Here is a 20,159-nt window from a genome sequence, read left to right as displayed (position 1 = left end):
CGGTGTATCAGCCACAGCATCTTCGACTGAAAGACCGCTTTCGCGAGCAAGCCCGCTCCCACAGGGGTTGTGTGATGGTCATGGCATCTAAATCACTACGGCCCCCCGCGCCTGCAGCAACTCGCGCAACACCGACCGATGGCAATGCGCTTCATCCTCGCAATAACAGCCCACGGCCAGGGACGTCTGATGGGACAACGCGGCCAGCAGATCCAGTAACTGACTGGCAGCGGGCTGGCTCATCTCGGTCTTGAACTTGCGCCGGAACACCTCCCAGGCCTTGGCATCTTGCGCAGCCTTGGCCTCGGCCACCAACTGCGCACTGGGCGACAGCAGCGGCTGCCAGACATCATAAAAGTCCCGACGGGCGAATTCGGCTTTCGGTACGCCACGGGGAGGGCGGCGTACCGTGCCCAGGCGCAATCCTTCATCGGGTCGACGGGGTGAGCCGAGTTGAACGATATGGACCGCCATGGCTACTTGAGCCTCGATTCGTCGAACCACTCCAGCGCCGTGCGCCACAAGCAGATGCCCAGGAAGTACGCCGACATCAGCAGCCACAGCCCCATCACCCACGGGTTGATCAGCGGATGGTTGAGCACCAGTGACAGGCTGCACAGCAACCAGATGGCCGTCACCGCAATGTTGATCGGCATGAACCGGCGCACGCGAAACGGGTGCAGGAATTTCATCCGGGTCACGGTCAGCAGGGCCAGGCCAATGACTGTAATGAAGGTGATCCACGGCGACGGGGCGATGATGTAAAGGCACAGGGCAACCACGTTCCAGGCGGCGGGGAAGCCCTGGAAGTAGTTGTCCTTGCTCTTCATGTTGACGTTGCAGAAGCAGAACAGCGACGACACCAGAATCAGCGACACGCTCAGCAGCAAGGTGTAGTCCGGCAACGGGATATAGCGATAGATGAACAGTGCCGGGATAAACACGTACGTCAGGTAGTCGATCACCAGGTCGAGGATCGAGCCATCGAAGCTCGGCAAAACCGACTGCACGTTGACCTTGCGTGCCAGCGCACCGTCCAGTCCGTCAACGATCAGGGCGACACCCAGCCACAGCAGGCAATGGGTCGGCTGGTTTTCCAGCAGGGACAGGGTGGCGAGGAAAGCGGTGACCACGCCAGTGGCGGTAAAACCATGGGCGCCCCATGCTTTGAGCCTGGCGATGTACAGGGTTGAAATCACAGGGGCGTTCTCCAGTGAATGAAGCAAGCCAGTTGTCACCTCGTGTACGGGGTGGTGGCAAACCGGGTCGGGTTGCAGGTATCGACCGGGTATCCGGGAATAAGGTTCACCACTCATGAATCTTAGCTGCGCCGCAAGAAAATACCCCGGACGAATCCGGGAAAGCGCGGGCGGGTCAGCCCAACGGTGCTGGCACATTCGCCTGCGGGGGCTATCGTTGCCTGACTGGATAAACGCCCTTCAAGAGGACAAACGTCATGAACACCAGCGATCTGCTCGAACAATTACTGCGCGCCGGCCAGGGCTCGATGGCGCGACAGGGTGGCGGTGACGCATCGGCCCAGGGCGGGCTCGGCGACCTGGGTGGATTGCTCGGCGGTTTGTTGGGCGGGGGTGCCGGTACCAGTGCTGGCGGCGGTGGCGCAGGGTTGGGCGGTTTGCTCGGTGGTTTACTTGGCGGCGGTTCGCCGATGGGCGGTGCACCGCAAAGTCGCTCCGCTGGCGGCACCAATTATGCGGCGCTGGCGTCCCTGGGCATGATGGCGTTCCAGGCGTACCAGGCCTGGCAGCGTAGTCAGGCCTCGGCGCCGCAGGAAGCGCCACGGACCGTGGACTTGCTGGCCGGCCCGGAGGCCGAGGAGCACAGCCATGCGATCCTGCGGGCATTGATTGCCGCGGCCAAGGCCGATGGCCGCATCGATGCCGCCGAGAAACAGATGATCAGCACTGAAATCGGCCGTCACACCGACGATCCGCAATTGCAGCAATGGCTGGACGACGAGGTCGCCAAGCCACTGGATGCCTATGACATCGCGCAGTCGGCCACCGACCCGGGCATGGCCTCGGAGATGTACCTGGCCAGCGTCATGCTGGTGGACGACCAGCAGGACGCCGAACGCAACTATCTGGATGAACTGGCCGCGGCGTTGCAGATCGACCCGCAGTTGCAAGTGCACCTGGAGCAGCAGGCCAAGGGCACTGCCTGACGGGGTGCTCCCACATTTTGATCGCCATCGAGCGCAGATTCCGTGTGCGCTGAAAAACACTGTGGGGAGCCTACTCGCGAAGGGCATGACTCGGTGTTACTGCCGAAACACCAACGCCTTCAACCCACACTCGAGATCGGTATCCGGAAACTCCGGCGGATTCTCCAGCCGTTGCTCGAACCGCAGGCTTGGCGCCTCGTGTGTCACGCCATCGATCAGGAAATCAGCTCCGAAGGCCGGGTCGTTCATGCATGCCAGCACGGTACCCTGGGGGCTGAGCAATTCCGGCAATCGGCGCAACACTCGCTGGTAGTCCTTGGTCAGCAGGAAGCTGCCTTTCTGGAACGATGGGGGGTCGATGATCACCAGGTCGTACGGGCCTTTGCCGATCACCTTGCCCCAGGACTTGAACAGGTCGTGGCCGAGGAAACTGACCTTGCTCATGTCGTGGCCGTTGAGCCGGTGGTTGTCACGGCCACGGTTCAAGGCCGGGCTCGACATGTCGAGGTTGACCACGTGGCTCGCGCCGCCTTCGATGGCCGCCACCGAAAATCCGCAGGTGTAGGCGAACAGGTTCAACACCCGTTTTCCCTCGGCATTGGCCCGCACCCAGTCGCGACCGTAGCGCATGTCGAGGAACAGCCCGGTGTTCTGTTTGCGGCCCAGGTCCACCCGGTACTTCAGGCCACCCTCGGTGATGGTCATTTCCTCGATGACGTCCCCCAGCAGCCACTCGGTGGTGCTTTGCAGCAGGTAGCGATGTTGCAGCAACAGGGTGTGGGCGCCGGACTGGGCCCATTGCGTTGACTCGGTGATCGCCATCAGCAACTGCTTCAAGCCTTCCAGTTGCTCAGCTTCCGGCTCCTTGAACAGCGCCACCAGCACGACGCCCTGCAACCAGTCCACGGTCACTTGCTCCAGCCCCGGCCAGCAGCGGCCACGGCCGTGGAACAGGCGGCGGGTTTCGGCGGGGGGTGTTGCCAGTGCCGTCAGCAAGTGGTCGTGAAGGGTGGAGAGGGCGTCTGCGTTCATTGGTCTGGGTCGGCAATTTGCGGGGGCGGCATTTAACCATAATTGCACAACCGACGGACCACCACAGAACCCTGTAGGAGCGAGCTTGCTCGCGATAGAGGTGGGTCATTCAGCAGTTGTATCGCCGGATACGACGCCATCGCGAGCAAGCTCGCTCCCACAGGTTTTCCGGTGCTCGTCAGGAGCGAGTTATCACGTTTAATTTAACTTTGCGTGAGGATTTGGCGATCTTCCGGCTTCCATACTCGGCTCCAACGAACAACAACAAACGGGAGCCGGACATGTCGCAGACAACTGCTTCACCCAAGGCCAGCCATCCACGCTGGCTGCGGCTGACCCATTGGCTCAACGCCCTGGCGGTGCTGGTGATGGTCACCAGCGGTTGGCGCATCTATAACGCCTCGCCGCTCTACGATTTCAGCTTTCCCAATTCGATCACCCTCGGCGGCTGGCTGGCAGGCGCGCTGCAATGGCACTTCGCGGCGATGTGGTTCCTGGCGATCAACGGTCTGATTTACCTGGCCTTCAACCTGTTCAGCGGGCGCCTGAAGCGGCGTTTCTTCCCGGTGTCGCCCAAAGGCGTGTTGCACGACCTGTGGGCCGCCTTGCGGGGAAAACTCGGGCACGCCGACCTCAATCACTACAACCAGGTGCAGCGTTTTGCATACCTGTTCGTGATGGTCGACATCCTCCTGCTGGTGCTCTCCGGGCTGGTGTTGTGGAAGTCGGTGCAGTTTCCGCTGCTGCGGGAGTTGCTGTTCGGCTACGAGGGCGCACGTCGCGTGCACTTCTTCGCCATGGCATTGCTGGTGGCCTTCGTGGTGGTGCATCTGGTGATGGTCGCACTGGTTCCAAAAACGCTGTGGGCCATGATCGTCGGCCGCAAGGAGCAGGTATGAAAAAGCGCATTCAGGTAGCCGGGCTGGACGAGGGTTCGATCCTCACCGATGCCCGCAAGATCCTCGCGCCACAGATCGAGGACCGCTCGCGCCGCTCGTTCCTGTTGCGCGGCCTGACCCTTGGCGGCGTGGCGATGCTGTCCGGCTGCAACATCACCGACAACGACAGTGTTGAGACTGCGCTGTCGTCCATGTCGCGCTTCAACGACCGGGTGCAAGGCTGGCTGTTCAACCCCAACGCGATGGCGCCGACCTATCCCGAATCGATGATCACCCGGCCGTTTCCCTTCAATGCCTTCTACGGCATCGACGAAGCGCCGACGGTAGAGGAGGAGGGCTATCGCCTGGAAGTCACCGGCCTGGTCGCCGACAAGCGCAGCTGGCGCCTCGAAGAGCTAAGGGCCATGGCCCAGACCGAGCAAATCACCCGGCACATTTGCGTCGAAGGCTGGAGCGCGATCGGGCGTTGGGGCGGCGTACGCTTCAGCGATTTCCTCAAGCGCATCGGCGCCGACACCGATGCCAAATACGTCGGTTTCAAATGCGCCGACGACTACTACACCAGCATCGACATGGCCACCGCGCTGCATGCGCAAACCCTGTTGGCGCTGACCTGGGACGGCGCGGTGCTGCCGCGCGAATATGGCTTCCCGATGAAGCTGCGCATGCCCACCAAGCTTGGCTACAAGAACCCCAAACACATTCAGGCGATTTTCGTCAGCAACACCTACAGCGGCGGCTACTGGGAAGACCAGGGCTACAACTGGTTCGGTGGCAGCTGATGATCGTGCGAAACATTCACCGTCCGCAATCCCGTGCTCCAAGGAGATCCATCATGAAAAAGTTGACCACTGTTGTTCTGTCCATGTGCCTGGCCGTTGGTGCTGCCTCTGTGTTTGCCGCTACTGCTGTCGATAACGGCAGCATGAGCAAGGACTCGATGTCCAAAGACGCCATGTCCAAGGATGCGATGAAAAAAAGCGAAATGTCGCAGTAATTCCAAGCACCGCAGACCCTGTGGGAGCGGGCTTGCTCGCGAAAGCGGCGTATCAGTCAACATTGATAGCGACTGACACTATGCCTTCGCGAGCAAGCCCGCTCCCACAGGTTTTTGTCGCCCCGAACTACCTGAATCCCCAAAAGGGACATCGATGATTGATCCGGACGCTTGGCGCCGGTCATCTGGCTGTATCAAAAATGAATTTCCACCGATTCCGCTGCTCATACCTTTTAGGTGGCGGATCAGAACCCGCGAAATCATCGAGGCAATCAGGGAGCGGCACGGTCATGAGTCGAGTACCGACGGCGGGTGGGGATCTTCCTGGCGGGTTGATTCTGGTGGTTGAGGACGACCCGCTGATCCTGGAGTTTCTCTGTGAAATTCTTCAGGAGGAAGGTTTTGTCGTCGAGCCGCAAGTCAGTGCGGACGCGGCAGCGATTTATCTGGAGCAGCATGCGCCACAGGTGCACATGCTGCTGACAGACATCACCATGCCCGGCACGCTCAACGGCGCGGATCTGGCCAACCAGTTCGGCGATCGCTGGCCGGACAAGCCGATCATGATCATGTCCGGCTTCGAAACCCCTGAAAGCGCAGGCGTGCGGCACGCGGTCTCGTTCATCAAGAAACCCTGGATGATTGGCGGGCTGCTCGATTGCGTGGGCCAGACCTTCAAGTCCAAACGACTCAACTGATCTGCGCGCAGATGCTACATTGCCGGGCAAATCCGTCCGGCACCTGCGAGGTTCTTTTCCTTGTCCGATCACTCTGTATTCAACTCGACTTACCGTGCCTTTCTGTTCGATATGGACGGCACCGTCCTGACGTCCATTGCCGCCGCCGAGCGGGTCTGGACCACCTGGGCGGTACGTCATGGTGTCGATGTCGACAGCTTCCTGCCGACCATTCACGGTGCCCGCGCCATCGACACCATCAGGCGCCTGGACTTGCCCGGGGTGGATGCCGAGGCCGAAGCCGCGTGGATTACCGAAGCGGAGGTCGTCGACGTCGACGGGGTATTGGAAGTGGCTGGCGCGGCAAAATTCTTGCGGTCCTTGCCAGCCGGCCAATGGGCCATCGTCACTTCCGCCCCGCGGGAACTGGCGTTGCGGCGCATGGCGGCGGCGGGGATACCGGAGCCTGACGTCATGATTACGGCCGAGGACGTCACGGTCGGCAAACCCGATCCGACGGGGTACAAACTCGCGGCCCGGCGCTTGGGTGTCGAGCCTGAGCAGTGCCTGGTTTTTGAGGACGCCACGGTGGGGATTCTGGCCGCCGAGGCGGCGGGGGCGGATTTGATGATTGTCACGGCGACCCATGAGCAGCCGATCGAGACGTTGCATGCGACGTTGGCAAGTTATGAATCGGTTCTGGTTAAGGTGGGTGCCGATGGATTGCGCCTGCACACGGCCTAATGTGGGAGCGGCGGTGCGGCGATCCGACTTGCTCGCGAAAGCGGCGTATCAGTCAACATTGATAGCGACTGACACTATGCCTTCGCGAGCAAGCCCGCTCCCACAGGGGATCAGTGTTCCGGTCAGTAAAGCCCAGGGATCAACCGCCAGGAGCGGGCGCAATAGGCCTCGTATTCGCTGCCGAACTGCGCCCTCAGCAAGGCCTCTTCCGAGTGAATGCGCGCAATCAGCGGGATCAGCATCAGCGCCACCAATATCAGCCCGACACCAGAGCGAAAGGCCAGTGCCCAACCGATGCCGATGACCATCATCCCCAGATAACTGGGGTTGCGCAGGTTGCGGTAGATCCCCTCGGTGACCAGTCGATGGCCCGGCTGAATGGCCACCAGCCCACTGAAGCGCTTGCCCAGCACAAACACCGGCCACAACCGCAGTGCGCCGCCGACGATGAACAACAGCGCCCCAAGCCAGCGCACGCCTTCACCGCCAAAGGTCCAGAAATCGATGCGGTCGGTATAGGCCGGCAGAAAGCCGCTCAGCAGCCCGATCACCCCGAAGACCGGAATGACCCAGCGGTTGGCCCGGTCTTCGCGTTCCCCCGAACTCAGGTTGACCTCGGTGAACAGCGACGCGACAGCCATGATCAGGGTGGCCAGGGCAACGACAACCAGTGAACCGTGGCTGAAATAAGCCGCGAATCCACCGATTCCCCAGATCGCCAAGACGAGGTAGGCGAGGGTGCTGATGACGGCGAAAAACGCCAATTTTGCCGAGATCTTCATGGTGCCTCCACGAATTAGCTTACCTCTAAGTGTAGGAGCCTGCGCCAGACCGCCGAGACGGTCACCCCGGACCGGGTGAACTAAACTTGCATGAGAGAACCGTTCACCGCTGGCTCGTTGACCTGTTCCGCGAGCCGGTGGCGTGTAACAGGAACCGATATGCTTCACATCCGAACGCCTTTGATCCTGCACCCTGGCCTATCGACTCCGACCCGCCGTATCTGGCTGAAACTGGAAAACCTGCAACCTGGCGGCTCGTTCAAAATACGCGGCATTGGCTTGCTGTGCAGCCGGGCGGCGCAGCAGGGCAAGCGCAAGGTGGTCTGTCCCTCCGGCGGTAACGCGGGCCTGGCCACGGCCATGGCCGCTGCATGCCTGGGGCTCAAGGCATGCATCGTGGTGCCGCACACTACCCCGCAAAGCACCCGGGCGCGGATCAGCAATACCGGCGCCGAGGTGATCGTGCACGGCAAGGTCTGGGACGAAGCCAATCAACGGGCGCGGGAACTCGCCCAGGACCCGCGCAGTGAATTCGTGCCGGCCTTCGACCACCCGGTGTTGTGGGAAGGGCACAGCACCATGGTCGATGAAATCCTCGAAGACTGCCCGCCAGTGGATGTGCTGGTGACATCGGTGGGCGGCGGTGGCTTGCTGGCGGGGCTGCTCACCGGCCTGATACGTCATCGGCACACCGATTGCCGCATCGTTGCCTGCGAAACCGAAGGCGCGGCATCATTCGCCGCGGCGGTGGCGGCCGGGCACCCGGTCAGACTGCCGAAAATCGACACTGTCGCCACGTCCCTGGGCGCCGCACAAGTGGCCGCCTGGCCGGTCAAGCACATCGGCGAATTCCCCCATGAGTGCGTGGTGCTCAGTGATGATGAGGCGATCATGGGCGTGGTGCGTTACGCCAATGATTTGCGTCAGCTGGTCGAACCTGCGTGCGGGGTTTCATTGGCGATTGCCTACCTGGATCACCCGGCGATTGCCGACGCCAATGACGTGGTGATCGTGGTGTGCGGCGGGGTGAGTATCAACGCGCAAATCGTGGCCGGGTGGGCGCGTTTGTCCACTGGCACGCACGCCAGGCAGGGCTGGAAACGCTATCCCGGTGTCACAAGCCCCACCGCTGGCGATGACGATCTTCAGTGATCGGTGGCAACGCCTTCCTGGACGAGAATGGCGCGGGCCAGGTCTTCGTCGCTTGCATTGTTGAGGGCGGGATTGTCCTGGCGGACCTTTTTCAACAGCGCCTCCAGGTAAGCACCACGAATCGCACCGCCGCTGGCGACGAAGCTGGAAGCGTCATCCCGGGCGGGAATCATGAGTTTGTCGTCTTTGAACGTCGAGTACAGCGAGGCGGAAACCCCGGCGGAAGTGGCGACGTCACCCGCATCCACATCGGCCAGAGCCGAGCCGAAGGGTAAACAAAGTACCAGGGAAGAAATGATAAATATGCGGCGCATGACGGTGTCCTCCGACAGCATGAAGCATAAGGTAAGTACCACATAGTTTAGGATGCGTGACGGTCGCCGAGAGTTCCCTGGCATTAGCGAGGAACGGGGTGAGAGGGAGGCAAGGTCGTTGAACGTCGATATTCAAAGCGTGGTAATCGGGGCCGGCGTGGTCGGCCTGGCGGTGGCCAGGGCCCTGGCCAGGAACGGGCGGGAAGTGCTGGTGGTCGAGGCGAGTGAGGGTATCGGCACGGGCATCAGTTCGCGTAATTCAGAAGTGATTCACGCTGGCATCTATTACCCGGACGGCAGCCTCAAGGCGCGGCTGTGTGTGGAAGGTAAGCAGCGTCTCTACGCCTATTGCGATGAGCACGGCGTCGATTACCGGCGCGTGGGCAAGCTGATAGTGGCCACCGACGAACAGCAGCACGCAGCTTTGCAGCGCCTGTTGCAGCAGGGGCGTGCCAATGGTGTCGATGACCTGAAGTGGCTGGATGGCCCGCAGGCCCGGGAGCTTGAACCGGCGTTGTCCTGCGTCGCGGCGCTGTGGTCGCCGTCTACCGGCATTGTCGACTCCCACGGGCTGATGCTGGCGCTACAGGGCGATGCCCAGAGGTTCGGCGCCACGCTGGCCTTGCACACGCCGCTGCTGTCTGCCCGTTGCATCGAACAGGGTTTCGAGCTGCACATGGGCGGCAGTCAACCCATGACGCTGTGCTGCCGCGAATTGATCAACTGCGCGGGGCTGTCCGCTCCCGAGGTGGCGAGCAGCATTGTCGGACTGCCTGGGGCATTCATTCCCCGGGCGCATTTGTGCAAGGGCAGTTATTTCAGTTTCAGCGGCCGGGCGCCGTTTCGCCACCTGGTGTATCCGGCTCCGGAGAGCGCCGGACTGGGTGTGCACATGACCCTGGACCTGGGCGGGCAGGCGCGCTTCGGGCCGGATGTTGAATGGGTCGAGCACATTGATTACCGCGTCGAACCCAATCGGGCCGAGGGGTTTTATCAGGCGATCCGCCGCTATTGGCCGGGGTTGCCGGACAACAGCCTGCAACCGGCCTACAGCGGCATTCGCCCGAAAATCAGCGGGCCGACAGAGCCGAGCGCCGACTTTCTCATCAGCGCTCGCGCCGAACATGGCGTGCCGGGGCTGGTGAATCTGTTCGGTATCGAGTCACCGGGGCTGACCAGTTGCCTGGCGCTCGCCGAGTTGGTGGTGAAACACCTGGACGACCGATGATCAGGGCTGGCGCTGCTTTGTGGCCATCGGGTCTATGCTAGGGGATGCGCTTACTGCCATCGGAGAACTCTGATGATCACCGTACGCACTGCCTGCCTGCTGGCCGATTACAAACGCTGGGCCAATCAGCGCCTCTTTGACAGCCTCGCGGCGCTCCCTCCGGGCGAAGTCAAAAAAGAACGGGTGTCGGTGTTCAAAAACATGATTGGCACCCTCAATCACGTGTACGTGGTCGATTGCATCTGGCAGGCGCACCTTGAAGGCCGGGGGCATGGCTTCAAGACTTCACACGACCTGCTGCATGCCGATCTGTCCGAACTGCGCATGGCGCAAAAAAACATCGATCGCTGGTACTGCGACTGGAGTGCCCGGCAAACCGATGCCTCCCTGGACAAGCCACTGGAATTCACCTTTGTCTCAGGCGAAAGCGGCACCATGAGTGCCGGCGCGATGCTGATGCACGTGGTCAACCACGCCAGCTATCACCGTGGCTGGGTGGTGCAGATGTACTTCGAGATTCCGGCCATGCCACCGGTGACCGACATGCCGGTGTACCTGCGCGAGTCCGAGCCGGTGGTCCTGCAGTCGATCAATGCCCCGATAGTGGCGCCGCCATGTGCTGTGCAATTCTCCAGTGCGACCAGTGTTTTACCGGATCGGTATCGTTGATCAGCAGGTACATATTTACGTGAAGTAGTTCGTTGTGGTTTATGGTTGAGTATTGGAACTTCAATAATGGAAATGGCTATTGAACGTTTCGGTTCTGATTTCCTTGAGTGCTCTTCTGTTGCGTGTAATGAGGTGCAGTTTTTTGCGGTACTTTTGTGCGAGATCCATGTTTAATGGTGTTTCTGTGCCATTCTTTATGAAGCGTGTTTGGTGATAATCTGCGGCCTGATTGAGCCTCCAGAGTTTATCTTTTTTTGATGATTTTGAATATCCATTTATGTATTCCATTAGGTTGATTTGGTCGGATAATTGATTCGGCGACATCTTGGTTTGTTGGTGGGGGTAGGGATGGTTAGGGTTATGGTGGCGCAGACTAGGTGGAAGGCCGTCCATTGGGAGGAGGGATGAATTCATTTTGTCTCGTGCAAGCATTTCCAGATTTAGTGAGGGTCGCTCTATAATGCTGGAGCTTTCTCTAAGGTTGAAGTCGGTATTTAATGTGGCGCTTATATTAGCATTTGGGTTCTTTAGTTTTTCGGTGGTCTGGTTTATATGGATGGCTGCTGTTTTAGCTTGGTTGGGGTTTATGTGTGCATGGCGTTTTAGGTTTTTGCCTTTCAATGCGTACTCTAATATTCCGGTGCGTGCCATCCCGGAAGTTATTTTCCCGAACATATGCCCGCTAGGGTCGTGTTTATTTATGGGGTCTCCTGCGCAATACGCATACGCATTCAACCCACCATCTCCAAACGGACTCCAACTGTCCGAACTATTAAATCGCATCAACACCGGATTAAAAGCCCGATACCCGTTCCCCAATAAATAATGCCCGGTCACCGGGTCGGGTCGTTCACCATTGAACCCCAAAAGACTAAGCCATCCATTTTCAGGGTGGCGATGGCCATAGGGCGAATAGGTGATGGGTTTTGAGTGAGAGTTCGCATTGAGTGTGCGTAACACCGAACGCTGTTGGTCGGTAGCCAGCAAGTGGGCATTGCGTTCATTACCTTCGCGCTGTTGCTGTGCAAGCAGCAAGTCGCCGTGCTGAATGATGGAATGCTGTGTCGTGCCCTGTATTTCGGTCGCAAGGCGGCTTTTACAGTAGAAGCGCTGAAGTTGTGGTGCTTGCTGCGGACTACTTTCGATCAACTGGTCGAGGGCATCGTAGCGATACTGGCAGAGTACGGTTTTGTGTGGCGATAGCATGGGTGGGTGCTCCGAGGGGCCGAAGTGCAGGCGTTCAGTATTGGCAGTTATGCAACCGGTTGGAACTATCAGAACTGATAGGTAGGTTTTGTGGTGCGTAGGGATTTGTTGACGGTAGCCTGCTTCAATTCCGCTGGGCAGCAGTCGCAAGTTTGGCCCGAGAGATGACCAGGACAGTCAGGAAGTGCGCGCAACCTGTGGGAGCGAGCCTGCTCGCGATAGCGGTGTGTCAGTCACTTAAATGTTGGATGTGCTGCCGCCATCGCGAGCAAGCTCGCTCCCACACGTACGGAGCTTTACTCAGGCGGATCAAGTCGATCCAGCGCCCGGTTCACCGCCAATTCACCCAGCATGATGACCTGTGCAATGCCCAGCAGCGTGTTGCGGTGCGAGCCCTCAAGAAAACCCGCCAGATCGTTGGTCATCACGTTGGCCGAGGCCAGCGACTCGCAGGCGTGGGCCAGCAGGGTTTCGGTGTCGATGTCGGGGTTGATGGTGAACATCGTGGACGGTTTGTGGGGCGTGGCCATGATGTTGGCTGCGGGGTTGAGGTAGTGATTGAGGGCGCGTTCGGCGGCTTCGTGGAATTGCTTTGAGTCGGGGCTTTCGTAAGGGGAGGCGGGATCTGTTTCCGGGGGGTTGGGTGTTGGTTTGATCATCGATAGAACTCCAGTACTGTAAAAATTGGAACCATCACTTTCGCTACCAAACGAAGGGCGGTGGCCATGCACAGGTTGGTAGACCGGAGTACTGGAACCGGCGCCCCCGAAGAGGCCCTGCGCATGACAACCATAAAAGCAGCAACTGCTTGAAGTGGCGCTACGCGCAGTACTCCGGGCTACCAAACCCGATCGCTGTTTTTCAGCGACCGGCTAACGATAATGCCCGGACTCAAGACGCGTAAGCCGGCGGATTCTGGCGTACCCGTAGGCAATGACGCAAGGCGTTGTAGCTTTCATCAAGTTACGCTGACAGCCGTTAAACATGTGCTTTAAACAGGCGCCGCCATCGCGGGCGAGCTCGCTCCCACAGGGGATCTGTTTTGCTCTTCAGATGAACACTAGGCTTGAGGAATCAGACTCTCCTGACAATCAAGCACCAGCCGCGCGCCACCCAGTTCGCTGCTGCCCACTTCCAGGGTAAACCCGTGCAGGCTGACAATCGCCGCGACGATGGACAGCCCCAGCCCGAAGCCGCTTTTGTGATTGCCCGCTTCGGCGCGATAGAAGCGCTGGAACACCGCTTCACGTTCCGCTTCGGGAATGCCCGGGCCGGAGTCGAGTACTTCGATTCGCGTGTGCCCGCCATCATTGATCCCGCGCAGGATCACTGCGCCGCCGGGCGGGGTGAATTTGATCGAGTTGCTGAGCAGGTTCGCCACCGCTTCGAACATCAGCGCGCGGTCGCCATTAAGGGGTGGCAATGACGCGGGCAGATGAAGTTGGAACACCAGGTCGTCGTCTTCCGCCAGGGGCAGGTAGAACTCATGCAGTTCTTGCAGCAACGCCACCGGGTCCACCTGGACGAAACCGGAGCGACGCTGGCGATCTTCCAGCTCGGAGATCCGCAGCAAGCCTCGGAAACGTGCCATCAGCGTATCGGCTTCGGCCAGCACCAGGTCCAGTTGCATGGCCTGCGGCGAGCCTTCGCCGGCTTGTTGTTGCATGCGGTAAAGCTGCGCGCGCAGACGGGTCAGGGGCGTGCGCAGGTCATGGGCGATGTTGTCGCACACGCCCTTGACCTCGTTCATCAAGCGCTCGATGCGTTCGAGCATGGCGTTGACGATGGCGGCGAGCATGTCCAGTTCGTCACGCCGATTGGACAGTGGCAAGCGTCGGCTCAGGTCGCCGGCGACGATGGCCTCGGCGCTGGCCTGAATCCCGCGAATGCGCCGCAACGGGCGGCGGCGCAGCAAATACCAGCCGACGATGCCCGGCACGATGGTCAGGGTCACACCCCAGAACAAGGCGTGAAGGATGATCCGGGTCACGGCAAACAACGAACCGTTGTCGCGCACCAGCACCAGCCAGCGGCCGTCGAGGGTGCGGGTCGCCACGGCGTCACAACTGTCGGCGGGCAGCGTCTGCTCGTCGCTGTCGTCGGAGGCATCGCAATCGCGCAGCATGTGGATCTTGCCATCGAGTGGCAAGCCGTTCGGAATGTAGCGCAGGGCGCCGCTGAGGTAATGGTGCCGGGCATCGAACAGGCCGTAGGCGTCGATGCCGCGGATGTCGAAGGCCATGCTGACGGCGAGGGCGTCTACCAGTTGCTCGCCGGAGAAGCGTGAAAACAGGTGCTGGCGTTGCATCAGCGAATGCTTGGCCAGGTTGTCCAGGTAAGCGGAAACCTCGTAGTACATGACCCCCATGAGAATCCCGCTCCAGATCACGAACAGCGAGCTGTAGAGCGCCAGCAGACGGCTGCTGGAAGAGCGCCAGCCTTTAGACGGGTTCGGCAATGACATAACCCGAGCCTCGCACGGTCCGAATCAGTGGGGCATTGCCAGGCGGGTCGATCTTCTTGCGCAGACGGCCGATGTGTACGTCGATCAGGTTGGTGCCGGGATCGAAGTGGTAACCCCAGACCTCTTCGAAAATCATCATCCGCGAGAGGATTTGCCCGGTGTTGCGCATCAGGAATTCCAGCAGTTTGTACTCGGTGGGCAACAGCGTCAGCAGCTGACCGTCGCGACTGGCTTCGTGGCTGATCAGGTTCAGTTCCAGATCCGCCACCCGCAAAGTGGTGGCCTGGGCAGTCACGGTGTTCTGCCGGCGCAGCAGGACTTCAACCCGGGCGGCCATTTCATCGGTGGCGAAGGGTTTGGTCAGGTAGTCGTCGCCGCCGGCGCGCAGGCCGCGCACGCGTTCATCGACGTCGGACAGCGCGCTGATCATCAGGATCGGCGTGGCCACGCCCATGGTCCGAAGCGTGGTGACGATCGCCAGGCCATCGAGTTCGGGCAACATGCGGTCGAGGGTGATCAGGTCGTAGTTGCCGCTGACCGCACGCTCCAGCCCTTCGCGGCCATTGTCGACCCAGTCGACGTCCAGGCCGTGGCTACTCAGTTCGGCGACAATCTCCCGGGCGGTCACGGCGTCGTCTTCGATGGTCAAGATGCGGGTCATAGGGCTGGCCTGATAAGCAGTTCAATACGAAGTTGCGAGCATTTTGCCAAGAATTGCCCGCGACTTAATAAATTAACTTTCATCTAGCTCGCGATAGCGGGCTGACAGGCAACTCATGTGTCGACTGACACGACGCCATCGCGAGCAAGCTCGCTCCCACAACGGATTGATGTCGAACACAAAGCCCGCGTACGACGAAAATTACTGTGGGAGCGAGCTTGCTCGCGATGACGACAGAACAGGCAAAGTGAATCCGTCAGTCAATCGGCGTACTGACAAACACCTCAAGCCCCTCGGCATACGCCGTGAACGCTGCGATCCGCGGAAACTGCGCCGCACTCACCTGGTCCGGCACCACCAGATTGGTGAAGCTCCAGGCCACCGCCAGCGTGATGCCGTCCTGCTCAATCGGACCGTCAGTCTTCAGCGGCTGCTTTTCCAGCTCCCGCTCCAGCGCTGAATAAGCCGCCGTCAGCTGTCCTTCGACCCGCTGCACCCAGGGTTCGAATTGAATCTCCGCTGGCCGCAGGTTGCGCTCGTAGTAAAGCTGCACGGACTTTTCGCTGGCGGCCAACGCAAGGCCGATCAGGCGCAGCGCGCGCAGGCGTTGACCCGGTTCGGCGGGCATCAGGCTTTTTTGGGCCAGGGTTTCCAGGTAGTCGATGATCAGCGTCGAATCCATCAACACTTCACCGTCATCCAGCACCAGGGTGGGCGCCTTGACCACCGGGTTGATCTGCTGGAATTGTTCGAAGTGGCGGAACACCGAGACCGACTGATGTTCCAGCGTGATTCCCAGACATTTGGCAGAAATGGCGGCGCGCCTTACATAGGGCGAATCAAGCATACCGATCAGCTTCATGGTCCTTTCCTTTATATGGCCATTTCGGGAGGGACAACCTTAGCTGAGGTTCGCAGCCCTGCAAATGACAGTGAAAAATGCCCGGTCCAGGCCGTTTGTCATCTATATACAGCCGCTCGATTGAATTTCTTGCTATAAACGCACTCCGATTACCGCCTCAAAGCCTGCCGTAGAGCATTTTCAGGGCTTTGTCGGACAAATTCGCTGTCTTTTCAGTTGCTGAGGCCTCAAGTCGGCCTTAGACTGCCGCCCCTCGTAAATTGAGTGCCGGGTGGCGCTTGGAACAAACGGCGCCTTTCCGATGGCCTGCCCAGGCCTGCCGGAACGCTCCCTAATTCGCCTTAATGCACGTTTTTTTATAGAGATATCAATGACAAAGGACAAGTTGCTGGCCATGCCGGCGGATGACTACATGAATGCCGAGCAACATGCTTTTTTCTCCGAGCTGTTGCAGAACATGAAAGTCGAAACCCATGAGCGCATCGAACAGAACCGCATCGCCATCGAAAGCCTGGACACCCCGGCCGATCCGGCAGACGCGGCTTCGGTCGAAGAAGAGCGCACCTGGCTGGTGAATGCGATCGATCGCGACCAGCGCATGCTGCCTCAGTTGGAACAAGCGCTGGAACGCATCAAGGAAGACAGCTTCGGCTGGTGCGACGACAGCGGCGAGCCGATTGGCCTCAAGCGCCTGCTGATCAGCCCGACCACCAAGTACTGCATCGAAGCTCAGGAACGTCACGAGCAAATCGACAAGCACCAGCGTCAGGCCTGATTCAGTGGGGCAGCCCCGTTAATCCGGGCTGCCTTGAAAAGATCGCAGCCTGCGGCAGCTCCTACGCAATTGAAGTAGGGCGCTGTTGCAGGCTGCGATCTTTGTTTTCTGCCGTCTTCGATTTCCCGGTTCTTCTATTGATCTGCTGCAACGTTCGCGACTAAAGGCTCATGGATAATGGCTTTATGGTGGCGTTTAATGCGAAGACAACAATTAGAAGCTTTACGGGGTGACGATGATGACGCAAGACGGGTCTCTGGTTGCGGCAGTGCCCGCACCCGTGCTGTTGCCGAAAAACCGCTGGCTGACGCCAACGCTGCAAAGCATCGCCCTGATGCTGTTGTTAAGTGGCATGACACTGGGCGACGGGTCGCTCTACCTTGGCCTGCCCCTGGCCATATTGATTATCTGGTTGCCTCGTTTGCGTTCGCGCGCGACCCCGCAGGCGGCTTGCCCCGACAACCCCGATGCCATCGGCGCGTTGACTCGCGATCTTTCCTGCACCACCAGCCATAACGCACTGTCGGCCGCCGGTGTGGCGTTTTCGGTTCGGCAACTGGCGGACAAACTGCAATCGCAGCTCACGTCGGCGGCACAGATCGTCAGCAATGCCGAGGTCATGATCACCACCGAACAGGCCACCTCGACCCTCAGTCGCCAGGCGCTCAGTGCCGCCAGCGAGGCTCATCAAAGCGGAGTGGTCGGGCGTACGGAGTTGATCGAGTCCATTTCGCGCATGCATCAGCTCAGCCAGCGCGCCAGCAACAGCCGTGAACTGATCGAAGCCTTGAGCCTGCGCAGCGACGATATCCAGCGAGTGACCCTGGTGATTCAATCCATCGCCAGCCAGACCAATCTGCTGGCATTGAACGCTGCGATAGAAGCGGCGCGGGCAGGGGAGCACGGTCGCGGGTTTGCAGTGGTGGCCGACGAGGTTCGCGGGCTCGCCGCACGCACGGCGACCGCCACGGGGGAGGTGGGCGAGATGGTGGCCGACATCCAGCATCGCACGGCGCAGGTGGTGGAGCAGATCCGCCAACTGTCCAGCGACCTTGACTCCGGTGTGGAGCAGGTAGAGCGGACGGGGCAACATCTGGAGAACATTGCCCGTCTGGCGGCCAGTGTCGAGTCCCAGGTCGGGGAGATCGCCCAAGGGGCAGACACCAACCGCGAACAACTCGACAGTCTGTTTCACGCCATCGAACAGATGCGCAGCGATCTGGTGGTCAGCGACCAGCAGACTCAGCGCCTGGCCCATGCGGCGGTGCAAATGGAAGGGCAAGCCGAAACCATCAGTGAGCGTCTTGCCGAAGTGGGACTGGATGACTATCACCAGCGGATCTATGACCTGGCCCGAGACGCCGCGAGCCAGATTGCAGCGCGTTTCGAAGCGGATATCGATGCCGGTCGAATCAGTCTCGACGATCTGTTCGACCGTAATTACCAGGTCATCCCCAATACCAGCCCGGCCAAGTACCAGACGCGTTTCGACCGTTACACCGATCAGGTTTTGCCAGCGATTCAAGAACCGTTGTTACCGCGTCACGAAGGATTGGTGTTCGCCATCGCCTGCACCCAACAGGGTTATGTGCCGACCCATAACAAGGTGTTCAGCCAGCCGCTGACGGGGGACGCGCAGGTCGATGCCTTGCAGAACCGGACCAAACGCAAATTCGCTGACCGCACCGGGATCCGCTGCGGCAGCCATCAGAAGGCCGTGCTGCTGCAAACCTATACCCGTGATACCGGAGAGTTGATGCACGATCTTTCGGTGCCGATCATGCTCAAGGGCCGGCATTGGGGTGGTTTGCGCCTGGGTTACAAACCGGAAAAACCGCGCTAGAAACGCCGTGCTTGCCGGGTGATTGTTGCAAGTTCTGCAATTAACCTGTGCAGGATTTTGCTGTTTCCTCGTTGGAAAACTAATTAACATACCTACTAATTAGGTTGCTAATTAAGTTCGGGGGCAGCATGCAAGGCAAAGTTGATGTCGCGGTCATGATCGGCAGCGGAGTACCTGCCAGTCTTCGTTCCATGGGACGCAAGGTTTGCTGGGTTGTGTTGCTCAATGGCGAGCGCCGGGGCACGGCGTTCTCCAGTCGCGACGAAGCGGAGGAGTGCAAGGCTGCCTGGCTGGCGCAATTGAGCGCCGAAAGTCCTGGCAGCCTGCATTGAAGTTGTCAGTGGGTCTGGTGCATGCGCAGGTTCAGGTCGTCGACCACCCGCGCCCAGTCAGCGTCTTCGCGCAGTTGTTCCTTGAGGAAGCCGGCCTGTTGCGGTGACCAGAACTCGGCGTCGATGAGTTTCTTGTCGTCAGGCAGGGAATGGCCGGCAATGAAGTCGTCGATCGCTTTCTGGCTGGAGTCCAGGCCGAGTTGGTCGAACAGGCCTTTCAAGTCATGGGTCGGTGATTCCATCTTCATCTCCTTGCAGGTCATCGGTCGGGTCGAGGGACGAGGCGCACCCTGGATTCGAGGGCGCCGCACCGGTGGAGTTCGATCGCAATGTTCAAGTGCAACAATGAGCATAGACCGCCAACCCGACCATCAGGCTTTCAATGCGCCCGCATCGACCGCGGCCTTGAGTTCCCTGGCCGATTCCTGGGCCGCGATGGCGGCGACATCCGGGGTTTTGAACCAGCGATCCTTTTCGACCTGGTGATACGTCACGGTCTTGAGCGGTGGTTTGGCCCGCATGACAATCACGGCCTGGAACTCACCCTCGACTTCTCTGGCTTCACCCCGGATAAAAAACTCGCCGATATCAAATTCCGTCACGTTGCCGACTTCCCTTGGAAATACATTGTTGTTGTCAACGCACCCGATTTTCTGCGGATCCGTTTTATTGGGCGGGCAGTATGGCAGTAGTTGCCCGTCGACGGCTGAGATAAGTCGACGGGCAGACGAAACGTCGATGGAAGCGAGTGCAGTGGGCTAGTCAACCGTGTGATTCAAGAAACCGGGCGAGGGCACAGGCTTCGTTATGATTGGCTCGGAAACCTCTTACGCAGCCTGTAGAAATATCCTTGATGTGAAAGAAGGCAATGCCCGCCATTACCACCTGAAATCGCGGGCGGGTCGGGGCATCGGGAGCTGGTTCATGGAGGCAGAACCGTGTCGGGTGCAGGGTTGATGCTGTTTTCGAGCCAGGCACCAAGGGATAGGCAAAGTGTGTCAGCGTGCACATATGAAGTCCTTTTCATTGTTTACCGACGTATGTACGTCGTTTTGGCTAGTCTCCAAGAGCATCGCTGCTCTAGAATCACCCCTACTGGTGGGTGAATGACGTTTATCTAAAGCAATTTTTTGCGGACGATATGTAGGAAAAGTTTTTTTCTTGATGAGATTTTTCCCCGAAGTTGATAGTCCATAATTTTCTGGCAGCAGGAAGGGTGTTTTCCTTCAACCTGTGACGAACGCCAGTCAGGACGACGTGAGTGACGTTCCAGTAGTCTTCTCAAGCTTCGTGATGAATGAGTGCACTGCTCGTTCAGGACCTCAACCCGGGTTCTT

General features: G+C 59.5%; 25 protein-coding genes. 12 read left to right on the top strand and 13 right to left on the bottom strand.

Annotated features, from left to right (window positions below; genetic code table 11):
* Nucleotides 1-87: 87 nt before the first annotated feature.
* On the bottom strand, nucleotides 88-474 hold the full coding sequence (locus tag KGB20_RS20630; RefSeq protein ID WP_150814996.1) for a DUF488 domain-containing protein: 387 nt from the start codon (nucleotides 472-474) through the stop codon (nucleotides 88-90).
* Nucleotides 475-476: 2 nt separating this feature from the next.
* The gene (gene pcsA, locus KGB20_RS20625; RefSeq protein WP_057715439.1) at nucleotides 477-1,199 is read right to left on the bottom strand and encodes a phosphatidylcholine synthase; all 723 of its coding nucleotides are present in this window, start codon (nucleotides 1,197-1,199) and stop codon (nucleotides 477-479) included.
* Between the two features lie 257 nt (nucleotides 1,200-1,456).
* Between pcsA and KGB20_RS20620 the strand changes: the two genes are divergently transcribed.
* Nucleotides 1,457-2,185 carry a tellurite resistance TerB family protein gene (locus KGB20_RS20620; RefSeq protein WP_154862420.1) on the top strand — a complete coding sequence of 243 codons (729 nt, stop codon included), beginning with the start codon at nucleotides 1,457-1,459 and terminating at the stop codon, nucleotides 2,183-2,185.
* A gap of 96 nt (nucleotides 2,186-2,281) precedes the next feature.
* On the opposite strand, the gene KGB20_RS20615 is transcribed toward KGB20_RS20620, so the two are convergent.
* A complete protein-coding gene (locus KGB20_RS20615) occupies nucleotides 2,282-3,217 on the bottom strand; it encodes a class I SAM-dependent methyltransferase (protein WP_150815270.1) in 936 nt (311 codons plus the stop codon).
* A 281-nt stretch (nucleotides 3,218-3,498) separates the two neighbouring features.
* Between KGB20_RS20615 and KGB20_RS20610 the strand changes: the two genes are divergently transcribed.
* The 5 genes from KGB20_RS20610 (at nucleotide 3,499) to KGB20_RS20590 (ending at nucleotide 6,534) form a co-directional block, all read left to right on the top strand.
* Complete coding sequence (locus KGB20_RS20610) at nucleotides 3,499-4,116, top strand: cytochrome b/b6 domain-containing protein (RefSeq protein WP_150815272.1); 618 nt, start codon at nucleotides 3,499-3,501, stop codon at nucleotides 4,114-4,116.
* Entirely contained in the window at nucleotides 4,113-4,898 is a 786-nt protein-coding gene (locus tag KGB20_RS20605) for a molybdopterin-dependent oxidoreductase (protein WP_154910983.1), read from the top strand. Before KGB20_RS20610 ends, KGB20_RS20605 begins: the two co-directional genes overlap by 4 nt.
* A 53-nt stretch (nucleotides 4,899-4,951) precedes the next feature.
* Nucleotides 4,952-5,113 carry a hypothetical protein gene (locus KGB20_RS20600; protein ID WP_223532957.1) on the top strand — a complete coding sequence of 54 codons (162 nt, stop codon included), beginning with the start codon at nucleotides 4,952-4,954 and terminating at the stop codon, nucleotides 5,111-5,113.
* A gap of 290 nt (nucleotides 5,114-5,403) precedes the next feature.
* Nucleotides 5,404-5,811 (top strand): response regulator, encoded by a 408-nt coding sequence (locus tag KGB20_RS20595; RefSeq protein WP_154862313.1) that lies wholly within the window; start codon nucleotides 5,404-5,406, stop codon nucleotides 5,809-5,811.
* A 60-nt stretch (nucleotides 5,812-5,871) separates the two neighbouring features.
* Complete coding sequence (locus tag KGB20_RS20590) at nucleotides 5,872-6,534, top strand: HAD-IA family hydrolase (protein WP_154862314.1); 663 nt, start codon at nucleotides 5,872-5,874, stop codon at nucleotides 6,532-6,534.
* Between the two features lie 122 nt (nucleotides 6,535-6,656).
* Here the strand turns inward: KGB20_RS20590 and KGB20_RS20585 are convergent, their stop codons facing one another.
* Complete coding sequence (locus KGB20_RS20585; RefSeq protein WP_154910985.1) at nucleotides 6,657-7,316, bottom strand: methyltransferase family protein; 660 nt, start codon at nucleotides 7,314-7,316, stop codon at nucleotides 6,657-6,659.
* Between the two features lie 159 nt (nucleotides 7,317-7,475).
* Here KGB20_RS20585 and KGB20_RS20580 point away from each other — a divergent pair, with 159 nt between their 5' ends.
* Nucleotides 7,476-8,468, top strand: a complete 993-nt coding sequence (locus tag KGB20_RS20580) for a pyridoxal-phosphate dependent enzyme (RefSeq protein WP_150815278.1) — start codon at nucleotides 7,476-7,478, stop codon at nucleotides 8,466-8,468.
* On the opposite strand, the gene KGB20_RS20575 is transcribed toward KGB20_RS20580, so the two are convergent.
* The gene (locus KGB20_RS20575) at nucleotides 8,462-8,782 is read right to left on the bottom strand and encodes a DUF2388 domain-containing protein (RefSeq protein ID WP_150815279.1); all 321 of its coding nucleotides are present in this window, start codon (nucleotides 8,780-8,782) and stop codon (nucleotides 8,462-8,464) included. The two genes, KGB20_RS20580 and KGB20_RS20575, sit on opposite strands and share 7 nt — an antisense overlap.
* Before the next feature lie 118 nt (nucleotides 8,783-8,900).
* Here KGB20_RS20575 and KGB20_RS20570 point away from each other — a divergent pair, with 118 nt between their 5' ends.
* A complete protein-coding gene (locus KGB20_RS20570; protein WP_154910986.1) occupies nucleotides 8,901-10,010 on the top strand; it encodes an NAD(P)/FAD-dependent oxidoreductase in 1,110 nt (369 codons plus the stop codon).
* A 72-nt stretch (nucleotides 10,011-10,082) separates the two neighbouring features.
* Entirely contained in the window at nucleotides 10,083-10,679 is a 597-nt protein-coding gene (locus tag KGB20_RS20565; RefSeq protein ID WP_154910987.1) for a DinB family protein, read from the top strand.
* 60 nt (nucleotides 10,680-10,739) lie between these two features.
* On the opposite strand, the gene KGB20_RS20560 is transcribed toward KGB20_RS20565, so the two are convergent.
* From KGB20_RS20560 to KGB20_RS20540, 5 genes are all read right to left on the bottom strand, one after another.
* The gene (locus KGB20_RS20560; protein ID WP_154910988.1) at nucleotides 10,740-11,885 is read right to left on the bottom strand and encodes an RHS repeat-associated core domain-containing protein; all 1,146 of its coding nucleotides are present in this window, start codon (nucleotides 11,883-11,885) and stop codon (nucleotides 10,740-10,742) included.
* A gap of 296 nt (nucleotides 11,886-12,181) precedes the next feature.
* The gene (locus KGB20_RS20555; RefSeq protein WP_007986222.1) at nucleotides 12,182-12,544 is read right to left on the bottom strand and encodes a DUF6124 family protein; all 363 of its coding nucleotides are present in this window, start codon (nucleotides 12,542-12,544) and stop codon (nucleotides 12,182-12,184) included.
* Nucleotides 12,545-12,945: 401 nt separating this feature from the next.
* Nucleotides 12,946-14,349: a sensor histidine kinase gene (locus KGB20_RS20550; protein ID WP_150815152.1), complete on the bottom strand. Its 1,404-nt coding sequence runs from the start codon at nucleotides 14,347-14,349 to the stop codon at nucleotides 12,946-12,948.
* Nucleotides 14,327-15,010 carry a response regulator transcription factor gene (locus KGB20_RS20545; RefSeq protein WP_090456447.1) on the bottom strand — a complete coding sequence of 228 codons (684 nt, stop codon included), beginning with the start codon at nucleotides 15,008-15,010 and terminating at the stop codon, nucleotides 14,327-14,329. Before KGB20_RS20545 ends, KGB20_RS20550 begins: the two co-directional genes overlap by 23 nt.
* Nucleotides 15,011-15,266: 256 nt before the next feature.
* Nucleotides 15,267-15,872, bottom strand: coding sequence for a glutathione S-transferase N-terminal domain-containing protein (locus KGB20_RS20540; protein ID WP_154910600.1), 606 nt, complete (start codon nucleotides 15,870-15,872; stop codon nucleotides 15,267-15,269).
* Between the two features lie 370 nt (nucleotides 15,873-16,242).
* Between KGB20_RS20540 and KGB20_RS20535 the strand changes: the two genes are divergently transcribed.
* From KGB20_RS20535 to KGB20_RS20525, 3 genes are all read left to right on the top strand, one after another.
* Entirely contained in the window at nucleotides 16,243-16,647 is a 405-nt protein-coding gene (locus KGB20_RS20535; protein WP_007935965.1) for a TraR/DksA family transcriptional regulator, read from the top strand.
* Nucleotides 16,648-16,882: 235 nt separating this feature from the next.
* Nucleotides 16,883-18,490 carry a methyl-accepting chemotaxis protein gene (locus KGB20_RS20530; protein WP_411740896.1) on the top strand — a complete coding sequence of 536 codons (1,608 nt, stop codon included), beginning with the start codon at nucleotides 16,883-16,885 and terminating at the stop codon, nucleotides 18,488-18,490.
* A gap of 128 nt (nucleotides 18,491-18,618) precedes the next feature.
* Complete coding sequence (locus tag KGB20_RS20525) at nucleotides 18,619-18,822, top strand: hypothetical protein (RefSeq protein WP_150815150.1); 204 nt, start codon at nucleotides 18,619-18,621, stop codon at nucleotides 18,820-18,822.
* A gap of 5 nt (nucleotides 18,823-18,827) precedes the next feature.
* Here KGB20_RS20525 and KGB20_RS20520 read toward each other — a convergent pair whose 3' ends face one another.
* The 3 genes from KGB20_RS20520 to KGB20_RS20510 all read right to left on the bottom strand — a co-directional run bounded on the left by KGB20_RS20520 (nucleotide 18,828) and on the right by KGB20_RS20510 (nucleotide 19,833).
* On the bottom strand, nucleotides 18,828-19,064 hold the full coding sequence (locus KGB20_RS20520) for a DUF2789 domain-containing protein (RefSeq protein WP_007973758.1): 237 nt from the start codon (nucleotides 19,062-19,064) through the stop codon (nucleotides 18,828-18,830).
* Nucleotides 19,065-19,193: 129 nt separating this feature from the next.
* Complete coding sequence (locus tag KGB20_RS20515) at nucleotides 19,194-19,424, bottom strand: hypothetical protein (protein WP_007973761.1); 231 nt, start codon at nucleotides 19,422-19,424, stop codon at nucleotides 19,194-19,196.
* Between the two features lie 160 nt (nucleotides 19,425-19,584).
* A complete protein-coding gene (locus KGB20_RS20510; RefSeq protein WP_154910599.1) occupies nucleotides 19,585-19,833 on the bottom strand; it encodes a hypothetical protein in 249 nt (82 codons plus the stop codon).
* Between the last annotated feature and the right edge of the window lie 326 nt (nucleotides 19,834-20,159).

Origin of the sequence: Pseudomonas sp. BF-R-30 (assembly GCF_019956175.1) — a bacterium.
GTDB classification, from domain to species: Bacteria; Pseudomonadota; Gammaproteobacteria; order Pseudomonadales; family Pseudomonadaceae; genus Aquipseudomonas; species Aquipseudomonas jessenii.
Note: the sequence above shows the minus strand (reverse complement) of the source record. Positions and strands in the feature narration are given on the sequence as shown.

Coding starts and splice junctions, on each gene's coding strand:
- KGB20_RS20630 (WP_150814996.1), bottom strand. CDS start 474: ATGGCGGTCCATATCGTTCAACTCGGCTCACCCCGTCGACCCGATGAA.
- KGB20_RS20620 (WP_154862420.1), top strand. CDS start 1,457: ATGAACACCAGCGATCTGCTCGAACAATTACTGCGCGCCGGCCAGGGC.
- KGB20_RS20615 (WP_150815270.1), bottom strand. CDS start 3,217: ATGAACGCAGACGCCCTCTCCACCCTTCACGACCACTTGCTGACGGCA.
- KGB20_RS20610 (WP_150815272.1), top strand. CDS start 3,499: ATGTCGCAGACAACTGCTTCACCCAAGGCCAGCCATCCACGCTGGCTG.
- KGB20_RS20605 (WP_154910983.1), top strand. CDS start 4,113: ATGAAAAAGCGCATTCAGGTAGCCGGGCTGGACGAGGGTTCGATCCTC.
- KGB20_RS20600 (WP_223532957.1), top strand. CDS start 4,952: ATGAAAAAGTTGACCACTGTTGTTCTGTCCATGTGCCTGGCCGTTGGT.
- KGB20_RS20595 (WP_154862313.1), top strand. CDS start 5,404: ATGAGTCGAGTACCGACGGCGGGTGGGGATCTTCCTGGCGGGTTGATT.
- KGB20_RS20585 (WP_154910985.1), bottom strand. CDS start 7,316: ATGAAGATCTCGGCAAAATTGGCGTTTTTCGCCGTCATCAGCACCCTC.
- KGB20_RS20580 (WP_150815278.1), top strand. CDS start 7,476: ATGCTTCACATCCGAACGCCTTTGATCCTGCACCCTGGCCTATCGACT.
- KGB20_RS20575 (WP_150815279.1), bottom strand. CDS start 8,782: ATGCGCCGCATATTTATCATTTCTTCCCTGGTACTTTGTTTACCCTTC.
- KGB20_RS20565 (WP_154910987.1), top strand. CDS start 10,083: ATGATCACCGTACGCACTGCCTGCCTGCTGGCCGATTACAAACGCTGG.
- KGB20_RS20560 (WP_154910988.1), bottom strand. CDS start 11,885: ATGCTATCGCCACACAAAACCGTACTCTGCCAGTATCGCTACGATGCC.
- KGB20_RS20555 (WP_007986222.1), bottom strand. CDS start 12,544: ATGATCAAACCAACACCCAACCCCCCGGAAACAGATCCCGCCTCCCCT.
- KGB20_RS20550 (WP_150815152.1), bottom strand. CDS start 14,349: ATGTCATTGCCGAACCCGTCTAAAGGCTGGCGCTCTTCCAGCAGCCGT.
- KGB20_RS20545 (WP_090456447.1), bottom strand. CDS start 15,010: ATGACCCGCATCTTGACCATCGAAGACGACGCCGTGACCGCCCGGGAG.
- KGB20_RS20540 (WP_154910600.1), bottom strand. CDS start 15,872: ATGAAGCTGATCGGTATGCTTGATTCGCCCTATGTAAGGCGCGCCGCC.
- KGB20_RS20535 (WP_007935965.1), top strand. CDS start 16,243: ATGACAAAGGACAAGTTGCTGGCCATGCCGGCGGATGACTACATGAAT.
- KGB20_RS20530 (WP_411740896.1), top strand. CDS start 16,883: ATGATGACGCAAGACGGGTCTCTGGTTGCGGCAGTGCCCGCACCCGTG.
- KGB20_RS20525 (WP_150815150.1), top strand. CDS start 18,619: ATGCAAGGCAAAGTTGATGTCGCGGTCATGATCGGCAGCGGAGTACCT.
- KGB20_RS20520 (WP_007973758.1), bottom strand. CDS start 19,064: ATGGAATCACCGACCCATGACTTGAAAGGCCTGTTCGACCAACTCGGC.
- KGB20_RS20510 (WP_154910599.1), bottom strand. CDS start 19,833: ATGTGCACGCTGACACACTTTGCCTATCCCTTGGTGCCTGGCTCGAAA.